Origin of the sequence: Enterobacillus tribolii, assembly GCF_003363015.1 — a bacterium.
In the GTDB taxonomy this organism is placed as follows: Bacteria; Pseudomonadota; Gammaproteobacteria; order Enterobacterales; family Enterobacteriaceae; genus Enterobacillus; species Enterobacillus tribolii.
This window is the reverse complement of record NZ_QRAP01000001.1, coordinates 161,736-171,069: the sequence shown is the minus strand read 5'-3', so window position 1 is coordinate 171,069 and position 9,334 is coordinate 161,736. Positions and strand designations below refer to the sequence as shown.

General features: G+C 53.6%; 7 protein-coding genes, 2 tRNA genes and 1 pseudogene. 5 read left to right on the top strand and 5 right to left on the bottom strand.

Annotated features, from left to right (window positions below):
* The first annotated feature begins 1 nt into the window (after position 1).
* Positions 2–77 (top strand) — tRNA-Asn (locus C8D90_RS00720).
* A gap of 63 nt (positions 78–140) precedes the next feature.
* Here C8D90_RS00720 and C8D90_RS00715 read toward each other — a convergent pair.
* Both C8D90_RS00715 and C8D90_RS00710 read right to left on the bottom strand, forming a co-directional pair.
* Positions 141–1,115 (bottom strand): cyclase family protein, encoded by a 975-nt coding sequence (locus C8D90_RS00715; protein WP_115456510.1) that lies wholly within the window; start codon positions 1,113–1,115, stop codon positions 141–143.
* A gap of 129 nt (positions 1,116–1,244) precedes the next feature.
* Positions 1,245–1,703 carry a GyrI-like domain-containing protein gene (locus C8D90_RS00710; protein WP_115456509.1) on the bottom strand — a complete coding sequence of 153 codons (459 nt, stop codon included), beginning with the start codon at positions 1,701–1,703 and terminating at the stop codon, positions 1,245–1,247.
* A 323-nt stretch (positions 1,704–2,026) separates the two neighbouring features.
* On the opposite strand from C8D90_RS00710, the gene C8D90_RS00705 reads away from it, so the two are divergent.
* The 3 genes and pseudogenes from C8D90_RS00705 (at position 2,027) to C8D90_RS00690 (ending at position 3,159) form a co-directional block, all read left to right on the top strand.
* A tRNA-Asn gene (locus tag C8D90_RS00705) sits at positions 2,027–2,102 on the top strand.
* A gap of 165 nt (positions 2,103–2,267) precedes the next feature.
* A pseudogene (locus C8D90_RS00695) lies at positions 2,268–2,360 on the top strand (Arm DNA-binding domain-containing protein); the annotation flags it as partial.
* A 385-nt stretch (positions 2,361–2,745) separates the two neighbouring features.
* The gene (locus tag C8D90_RS00690) at positions 2,746–3,159 is read left to right on the top strand and encodes a lysozyme inhibitor LprI family protein (protein ID WP_115456508.1); all 414 of its coding nucleotides are present in this window, start codon (positions 2,746–2,748) and stop codon (positions 3,157–3,159) included.
* Positions 3,160–3,317: 158 nt separating this feature from the next.
* Here the strand turns inward: C8D90_RS00690 and torD are convergent, their stop codons facing one another.
* Genes torD through torC form a run of 3 tightly spaced genes read right to left on the bottom strand, consistent with a single transcriptional unit; the run spans position 3,318 to position 7,557 of the window.
* On the bottom strand, positions 3,318–3,920 hold the full coding sequence (torD, locus tag C8D90_RS00685) for a molecular chaperone TorD (protein ID WP_115456507.1): 603 nt from the start codon (positions 3,918–3,920) through the stop codon (positions 3,318–3,320).
* The gene (gene torA, locus C8D90_RS00680) at positions 3,910–6,414 is read right to left on the bottom strand and encodes a trimethylamine-N-oxide reductase TorA (protein WP_115456506.1); all 2,505 of its coding nucleotides are present in this window, start codon (positions 6,412–6,414) and stop codon (positions 3,910–3,912) included. The genes torD and torA overlap by 11 nt, the downstream gene beginning before the upstream one ends.
* 6 nt (positions 6,415–6,420) lie before the next feature.
* Positions 6,421–7,557, bottom strand: a complete 1,137-nt coding sequence (gene torC / locus C8D90_RS00675; RefSeq protein ID WP_115456505.1) for a pentaheme c-type cytochrome TorC — start codon at positions 7,555–7,557, stop codon at positions 6,421–6,423.
* Positions 7,558–7,731: 174 nt separating this feature from the next.
* On the opposite strand from torC, the gene pdxR reads away from it, so the two are divergent.
* Positions 7,732–9,219, top strand: coding sequence for a MocR-like pyridoxine biosynthesis transcription factor PdxR (gene pdxR, locus C8D90_RS00670; RefSeq protein WP_115456504.1), 1,488 nt, complete (start codon positions 7,732–7,734; stop codon positions 9,217–9,219).
* The last annotated feature ends 115 nt before the right edge of the window (positions 9,220–9,334 follow it).

The window sequence follows — 9,334 nt, the reverse complement described above, 5'->3', positions numbered from 1 at the left end:
CCCCTCTGTAGTTCAGTCGGTAGAACGGCGGACTGTTAATCCGTATGTCACTGGTTCGAGTCCAGTCAGAGGAGCCAAATTTTGAGAAGCCCGCCTTGTGCGGGCTTTTCGCTTTTCTGTATATCAATAATCCCCGCGCCTTACTTAATCACCAGCACATTCACCGGCGCGCCGCAGCCATCCACAATCTTCAATGGCGCGGCCGTATAGAGGAAATCCCACTGCCCGTCGTTGTGGCAATCCTCCGCAAGTTTTTCAAAGTTACACAGTTCATTGAAGCTGATGCCCAGGTTACGCAGCAGAGCGCCATGCAGCGGAATGCCCACCCCCACCGCGGGATCGTACTGTGTCTCATTAGAGATGGTGTCGGTGCACAATGCGGCGATTTCCATGTCGGAAAACCACTGCACCAGTTCCGGGCTGTAAGTCAGGCCCGGTTCGACAAAATCGCGGAAAAATTCCTCCGCCGGTTGGCGAAAGCGCAGTTGCAGAAAGCCAATTCGCAGGCACAGGATGTCACGCTTACGCAGCTCAACGCCCTGACGCTGTGCGGCGCCAAGGATATCGTCCAGGTGCAAGAGGTCGCCCTTTTCCAACGCGAACTTGCCTTTCCAGGCAGCCATGTCCAGCAATACGCCGCGCCCGGCGATGCCTTTCTCCGCGATAGGGAGAATCGAGCCGCGCCGCATTCCGCCGATGCTGTCGCCGGCCGGATAGCCGTTGTACATCTGATCGTCAAACCAGACGTGACCAATGGCATCGTATTGGGTCGAGCCCTGAAGGAACATGTCGATCTTGTCGTCGGAGAATTCCGCACCGCCCGCAAACGGCATCGCAGTGCCGGATTGGTAGTGGCTTTTGTCCTGGGTGTTGTAGCGGCGCGGTTGAGCGCGTCCCGGCCAGATTGGATCGCCCTCCGGGCTGCCAATCCGCTCGCCGCAGGTAATCACTTTGCCGCTGCGGATACAGGCGACGCCGGCCAGAACCTCCGCATTGCCCAGAAAGTTAAGCGCGCCAACCTCATCATCATCGCCCCAACGTCCCCAGTTACGGGGAGACGCCGCCAACAACGCGGCCATGCCAGACAAAGGGGACTTCGCGTGTTGCTGACACATGCATGAATCTCCTGAAAATAAGGGACAGATTCATTCAGCGTAGCGTTTTCTGCTAAATTGGCGAGAAAACCATCGGCATGGATTAATACATCCGGGAAAGCCCGGCTTGTGCGGGCTAACGCTATTCCGTCACTTCGCCTTCAGCGGCATATAGACGTCAAGCGCATCCTCCGGTTGCCAGCCGGTACGATACAACTCAATGCAGGCCTTTTTCTCGTCGAACGTATATTCATCCTGACTTTCCGGCCATCCACCATAGACATACATATAAACGTCCGCCAACTCATTCAGCGATGGCGCCGTGCATTTTGCATATTTGCCTGCCGGAATATCGATTCGCTCCATGCCCTCCGGCAGCGGAGACAGCGGCTCCCACTCAACGACGGCCCAATAGTAAAACTCTTCCTCATTAATCATCACGGAAACACCATAGCTTTCCCGGTTTCCTAACAGTTCACCGATGCGCGGCCCGAAATGCTGCCACAGCGCCGGGCAATCCTGATGCGAGTTTTTCATTGAGGTACGGACTTTCATACCGACTAACTGTTTGGATGGATAATCTGCTACGGTAACGTGATAGTTGCTCATCGTCGGCTCTCCATGTGACAAAGGGGGATTTATATGTATCCTAAATGATATATCCGGGAGCACTTATCTGAATTTCCTGCTTTTTGAGCAAGCATCATACTTTTTTCCTTCCCTGCATCCCGTTACCGGATTTACGGTAACAAATTTACTTTATGCAAGGTTACCCGCCTCAGATTTCCCTGGTGACTAAAAAAGTTGTTATAGGCGCTAATTTGCTAAAAAAATCAGCGGATTGATGTTTTGATAAGCAACCGATTCAATAATCAGATTTTGCTCTTTACAAGCCTGAGGCGCCCCGCTAATATTCGCCTCGTTCCAACGATTCCTCTGTAGTTCAGTCGGTAGAACGGCGGACTGTTAATCCGTATGTCACTGGTTCGAGTCCAGTCAGAGGAGCCAAATTTTAGTTTCGGGACATCCCAGCGAGTCCGGAGACGTTTAAAAAACAAGAAATTATCTTTACCCGGTTAGCCTGCGAAGGTCTACCGGGTTTATTGACATCCATAGTTTTTGGGGGATTACTCGGGAGCCTCACGGTTCGTTGAGAAAATAGAACCCCCACCTATGGCATTAACCGATACCGCTATCCGCAAGATCAAACCCACCGAGAAATCCTTCAAGATTACCGACAGTTCCGGACCCTACCTGCTGATCAAAACCCGGCCCTGCCCCTTGACGGAGTTTGTCCGATTGAATCGGGCGGGTATTGGGGAAATAACTGAACAGCAGCAGGCCGCACTGTTCAACCAAATCTACCCAGACTATGAAAGGCGCGCCGAAACTGTATACAACACACTGACGGCAAATATTCAAAATCGTACTGAGTGGGCATCACTGAATCCAGCTATCAGGGATATTGTGGTTGATATTATTTATAATGGCTTCCGGGGGCTTTCGACCATGCCGGCGGCGGCTGAAAATAATGTTGATAACTTCATAAACTATATTCAAAACAATGAAGAACTGAACCGAGGCGGGCAACGTGAGCGCTCCAGGCGCCGCGTGGAGTATTTGAACTCGAACAGGAACGGAAGATAACTAAATGAGAAAGATTCTTGCATTCGTTTTATTAGGGAATGCCTCGCTGGCTCTTGCTGCACCTGATGATATTCCAACAGTGAACTATCTGGAAAAGCTTCAGCCCACGGTGTGTGAGGGGATATCTTTGGAATATTGGGGGGCAAGTGAGTGCCTTAATAAGATGGTTGGGGACTCCGAGCAGCAGCTGAAGGTGCGGCTGATTGAAATCCGGAAAACCCTGGATGACTACGGCAGCAATTACAGGGCAGCTTTTGATGCTGAGCAAGCGTCTTGGGAGAAATACAAGAAAGACCACTGTGCCTACAAAGTCACGGAAATGGAACGGCAAGCATACTCAGATACATTAAGTTCGTGCCTGGCTACTGAGAACTATAGACGGCTCGATACTATCAGACATGAACCGTCTTTCCCTTGATGAATGGCCCCATAATGTGGGGCTTTTTAGTGGCAGCGAAAACAAGCCATGCGCAGATATGCGCAAATGAAAAGCCATTTTACATCATAACGTTATGTGACCTTATCCAAAAAACCCCAGCCAAACGAAAGCTGGCCCCCACCAGCCGGTTTATCCCTTTAATCGCCGCATACCAGCCACGCCTCATCCAGCGCAACAAAGCTCGTCATCAATTTCACTGCCGCAGCATAGAATCCCGTTTCATCACGCTCTGCACAGCAGTCACTGAACAGCGGTAGCCAGCTCATCAGATGTGCATGTACGAAGTGGTGCTGTGTTTCCCGGTCAGCGTTGTCCTCAATCAGCCGGGCCATCAGCGCCAACTGAATTGCCACATGGTCGGCTTCCTCATTGTTGCCTGGCGCCTGCTGACGCTGCGCCAGCAGGCGTCGCATATCCTGGCGCGCTCTGGCGGGCGAGGTATGCGGATAGTGCCCCTCATAAGGTGAGACGCCAGACGGCGGCCCGATCAGAAAAAGCGTGGCGTAATCCGCCGCCAGCTCCTGTTGACGCGCCTTACGGGCCAAAACGTACTCGCGACGGCGTTCAAACGTGGCGACGTTTTCAGGCAAACCGGGGAGCGCCGCCAGCGATGCCATCCACTGGCCGTGTTCCCGGTGACACAATGTCTGCAGTTGCTTATCGGTCAGCTCCCGGTAAAGCAACTGCGAGAACCACTGATACACCACAGCACGCTTATGTGACAAAGCGTCAGGCCGCATTATCCGCCTCCGCTTTCACTTCATGCGGGCCGCCAAACCCGGTAACGGCAGGCAACTCTCCCCGGTAACGTTCAACCTCCACCAGAACGCTGTGGGCTGATGGCCCCTGCGCCAGTTGCGATGTTCCGATATCCGCGCTCAAAACGTTAGGATCGCCATAGGTACACAGCGTTCCCGCTTTGCCCCCGTCTTTCGGGGAGTACCATGCGCCCTCATGAATTCGAATCACTCCCGGCGCATAGTCTGCGCTGATGACAACGCCCGCAAGGATCTGCCCGCGGGAATTGAATACCCGGGCGACATCCCCCGCTTTCAATCCACGCGCATCGGCATCTTTCTGACTCATATACAACGGCTCACGCTCAGCGACGGCATAGGTCTTGCGCCAGGCTTCACTGGAGCAAATTTGCGAGTGGAGGCGTTTATCCGGATGACATGACTGCAAATGCAGCGGATATTTCTGCGTCTTATCGTCCGTTTTTCTTAGCTCAAACGGTTCCATCCACACCGGATGTCCGGGGCAATCCTCATAGTTAAACCCCGCTATCGTTTTACTGTAAATTTCAATCAGCCCCGAAGGGGTCCCCAGCGGATTTAAATCAGGCTCCTCCCGGAAATCGCCGTGACGAACCCAGGGCTCGCCCGCCGGAAACTCAATGTACCCATCGCCATTCCAGAATGTGTCAAAGTCCGGCATGGCGACGCCATTCATTGCCCCCTGCTTCGCCCCCTCTTCATAAATTGCCCGGATCCACTGCATTTCATTGCGGCCTTCGCGGTACGCTTCCTCACGGCCAAAACGTTTACAAAGCCCGGCGAATACCTCGAAATCGTGACGCGCTTCAAATTGCGGAGGAACGATCTGACGAATCGCCATCAGCCCTTTATTGGAGTGTGTCCCAAACTGCTCTATATCATTGCGCTCGAAGCGGGTTGTGACCGGCAAGACAATATCCGCGAAGCGACAGGAGGCCGTCCACTGATGATCGAGGACAACAACCGTCTCCAGCTTCTTCCAGGCTTCAATCATCCGATTACGGTCTTGCTGGGCATGAAACGGATTCGCCGCGCTGAAAATCGCCATTTTGATATCCGGGAAGGTCAGCGTTTCCCCGTTAAAGGCAAGCTTTTTGCCCGGCGACAGCAGGCAGTCCACCATGCGGGAAACGGGGATATGCGCCGAAGCGCCGCGGAAATCCGCCGCATGGACAGGAGGCGGCGGGTTATTAATGCTGCCCAGCCCCGACAATACCGGTCCTTTAGACGTCACCGTACCGCCACCGTTATAGTGCCAGCCAAATCCTACGCCGCCGCCTGGCAGCCCGATCTGCCCAATCATGCTGGCCAGCACGACCAGCATCCAGGGGTACTGCTCACCGTGATGCATACGCTGTACGCACCAACCGCCCATAATCTGCGTGCGCCCTTTCACCAGCAAACGGGCAAACCCGCGGATCTGGTCAGCGCTCAAACCGCAAATCTCCGCCGCCCATTCGGCATTTTTCGGTTGCTTGTCCTTGTCGCCCAGCAGGTAAGGTAAAAATGCATCAAAACCGACGGTATAATCCCTGAGGAACGCCGTATCACAGAGCTTCTCTTCGTAAAGCGTATGAGCCAGCCCCAGCAGCAATGCCACGTCTGTCTGCGGGTGTAACGCCAACTGTTCGCCGTTGAGGTAGTTTTGTGTTTTACTGCGCACCGGATCGACGCTGATAATGCGTATTTTGCCCGCAGCGGCCTTCTCTTTTATCTGCTGCCAGTAACCGAAAGGCACGTGATCGGGAATGAGAAACTCAATCTGTAAGTTTTTAATCGGATCACAGCCCCACAGGACGATCGTATCCGTATGTTCTATCACCAGCGGTAACGATGTTTGCTGTTCATAGACTTCCAGCGAGCCGATCACGTGCGGCAACACAACCTGAGCCGCAGCCGCGGAATAATCGCCGACGGTTGTGACATAACTGCCGTGCAGCCCCAACCCTCTGTCCATTGCGCCGCCCGCTTTGTGATACTTGCCCACCATTTGCCAGTCGGCAAGACCCGTAAAGACGCCGGATGAACCATGCGTTTTCTGTACCCGCTCCAGCTCGGCATAAACGAGATCTAATGCCTGATCCCAACTGACACGCACAAAGCGGTTATCTCCCCGCTGGCTGCGGTCTGATTTTTCCCGCTTGCGCAACCAGTCGAGACGCACCATCGGATAGCGGGCGCGTGAAGGGTTATAGACGATTTCCCGTACGGCCTGCAGCATATCGCACGGGTATTTATCATGCCTGAAGGGACGGGTATCAACCCACTCACCGTTCACCACTTTCGCTTCAAACGCGCCAAAGTGAGAGCCGGACTGGACCCAACGTTCCGTACTTTCACCCGCAGCCCACACTTTCGGGATGAGAGGTCCGGGAGAAAGCATGCTGACGGTTCCCATCGCCATCATGCCGGTAACAAACCGTCGCCTGGAAAGGTTAATCTGCTGCTTATCCTTCATATTTCCTCACTTATTATTTTCTGTTTGCGGCACATCGCTGGCATGGGTCTGGAGGTACTTAAGCAAAATGCGTTCTTCTTCGTTGCTTAAGCGGTAGTAGGTCGACATCGCCTTCAGTCCGGCGATCCAACCATTTGCGCTATAACGGGTTGTCGCAGGCACACCGTGGCAGGCGCTGCAGGTGCTTTGCAGCATCTGCCCCGCGTATTGCCAGACAGGCCTGATGTCGCTGATAAAGCCGTCGCCGCGACTCCAGACCGGCACGCTTATCTGCTGCCACTCCTGGTGTGAATCCGGATCGACCTGAGTTTTCAGCACTTTTACCCCCTGCATCAGGGATTCATCCAGAACGGCGGAAAACACGCGTTTGCCGGGATACTGCGTAATGACCCGCCCACGCCCGGCACTCTCACGCCAGCCCACAATCTCCACCCGCACGTTATCTCCCTCCCGGCTCAGAACACGAACCTCCGTCGCCGGCATCAGCATGGCCCGGCCTTTAGCCCCGTCCGGCCCGGCATAAATCGATTTTTCCGTCAGCGTAAAGAGCGTTTTACCCACGACCGGCGGCGCGCTTTGCCTCACCAGTCTTTTGAATTCATCGCGAAAACCACTGCTCATATCGGGCATGCGATGCGCAATGCCTTTGTGACAATCAATGCAGTTGCTGTTTTTAGCCGCGGCCGCCGTCATCTGCGCCGCCGCATTGGGAGACTGCCTGGCATGATCCATCGCCTCATAGCGATGGCAGGATTTACACGTCGCCGATGCGCTGTCGCTCATGCGCTTCCATTCGCGCTGCGCCAGTTCGGCCCGTTTTTCTGCAAACTTTTCGGGGGTATCAATCGAAGGTGAAATAAACGTGCGGTACAGATCGTTAAGCGCCTGGGTTTTACGTACCAACATTGGAATGGCGCCGGGCGGAATGTGGCAATCACGGCACTCGGCGCGAACACCGGAGGCGTTTTTAAAATGGATACTTTGCTGGTATTCTTTTCCTGCGGTATTCATGGAATGACATGACAAACAAAATTCCGTGCTGCTGGTATAATGAACGCCCTGCCATGCGCCCAGAATGACTATAGCCGTAATTACCCCGCCGGCGACCGCCCACCATAATGCATGCCGTTTAATTAACGCCATTTTTTACTGTCCCATCCAATGCTAATCAACGCACATTAACCGATGCGTCTGAGTCACAATAGAGACACGCCTTTCGATTAATAGATACACCGGTTATCTATTGCGGGGAGTCAACGCCGGGGCATCCGACGTCCGGTATATTCGGTGAAAACAACGAATGAAAGGATAATGTTGATGGGAACGCTTCTCCTGAATAAACAGAGTGAAATACCCTTATACATTCAGATATTTCAACATTATTACCAGGCAATAGCGGAAGGCGATCTTCTTTGCGGCGATAAACTGCCGTCCATCCGCCAGCTTGCCCATCAGTTGCGGACAGCGCGGATTACCGTCGTCATGGCATATGAAAAACTTACCACCGGCGGATATATTAAAAGCCGCCCCGGCATAGGCTATGAGGTCATTTTCACCCGGCAGATAAAGCCTGTTGCCCGGCCTTTACTGCCAACCGAAGGGCCGGAGCCGCTCCGGGTCAGCCCGGCTGAACGCCCCGCGGATGTCTGGCGCGAGGCCGGCACAGAATATTACTGTTTGCTTGGCGTTCCCGACCCCCACGCTTTTCCCTGGTCAAGCTGGCGCAGATGGAATAATTCATCTTCCGTACTCAAAGAGCAATTAATAACGCGCTATCACTCGCCTTGCGGATTATTATCATTACGCAAAGAGCTGGCCCGCTATCTTCATTTCTCACGCGGGATCAATACTCCTGCGGAAAATATCATTATTACTAATGGCATTCAGGAAGGACTATCTTTATTAGGGCAACTATTTATATTGCACCGACAACATGCCTGTCAGCAAAAATGTCATATTGTTACGGAATCTCCCTGTTATTCCGGCGCATGGCATCTTTTTAATTATTATGGCGCGCAAATAACCGCCGTTGCGGTTGATAACCAGGGGCTGCGCGTTGATGACCTACCGGAAATGCCGGTTCAGCTCTGTTATGTTACTGCCGCCCATCAGTATCCGATGGGCAGTACGCTGTCGCTTGAGCGCCGTGAAGTTTTGTTGCAATGGGCGCAACGCGCCGGCTCTTATATTATTGAAGATGATTACGACGCCGTTTTTAACTACGCCGATAACCCCCTGCCTGCGCTTAAAGCCATGGACAGCCAGGACCGCGTTATTTATATGGGGACATTTTCCAAAAGCCTCGGTCCGGGGGCACGACTGGGTTACCTGATCTGCCCTGATGCGCTGCTGAGCGCCGTGCAAAACCTGAAAGCGCTCAGTAACAACGGCAGCCTGTGGCTATTGCAGCAGTTCCTTGCCGAACTGATGCAAAAGCAGCTTTTTTACGCTCATATCAGTAAGCTGACCTGCGAGTATGAGGCCCGCCAGCGGTTATTAGCGCAAGGCCTGGCTGCCATTTTCCCGGACAGTGAAATCTGGGGAACATCCGCCGGGCTACACCTGACGTTGCTCATGCCGCATTCTCACTCGGTCGTTGCGCAGTTTCGTCAGCGTTGCCTGCAGGCGGGGGTACGGTTTGACACGATGGCGGAACTGGCAAACGGTTCGGAAACCGCATGGAAAGCCGCCTTCAGCCGTTCAGCCCTGTTTTTTGGCTTCGGCGCCTTAAACATCTCTCAGTTGAAAACCGTACTCAACGTCATGCGCAAAACATGGGCGGAAATGCGCCATGCCGCGGTTTAAACACATCAGGCCGCAGCCGGTATTATGGCTGCCCTGCGGGCAAATTACCTGACAGATTCCATGTTGCCGGTATCGGCTGCAGCCGTCGCATATTTTCAGTTCGTCCAACCGGCTC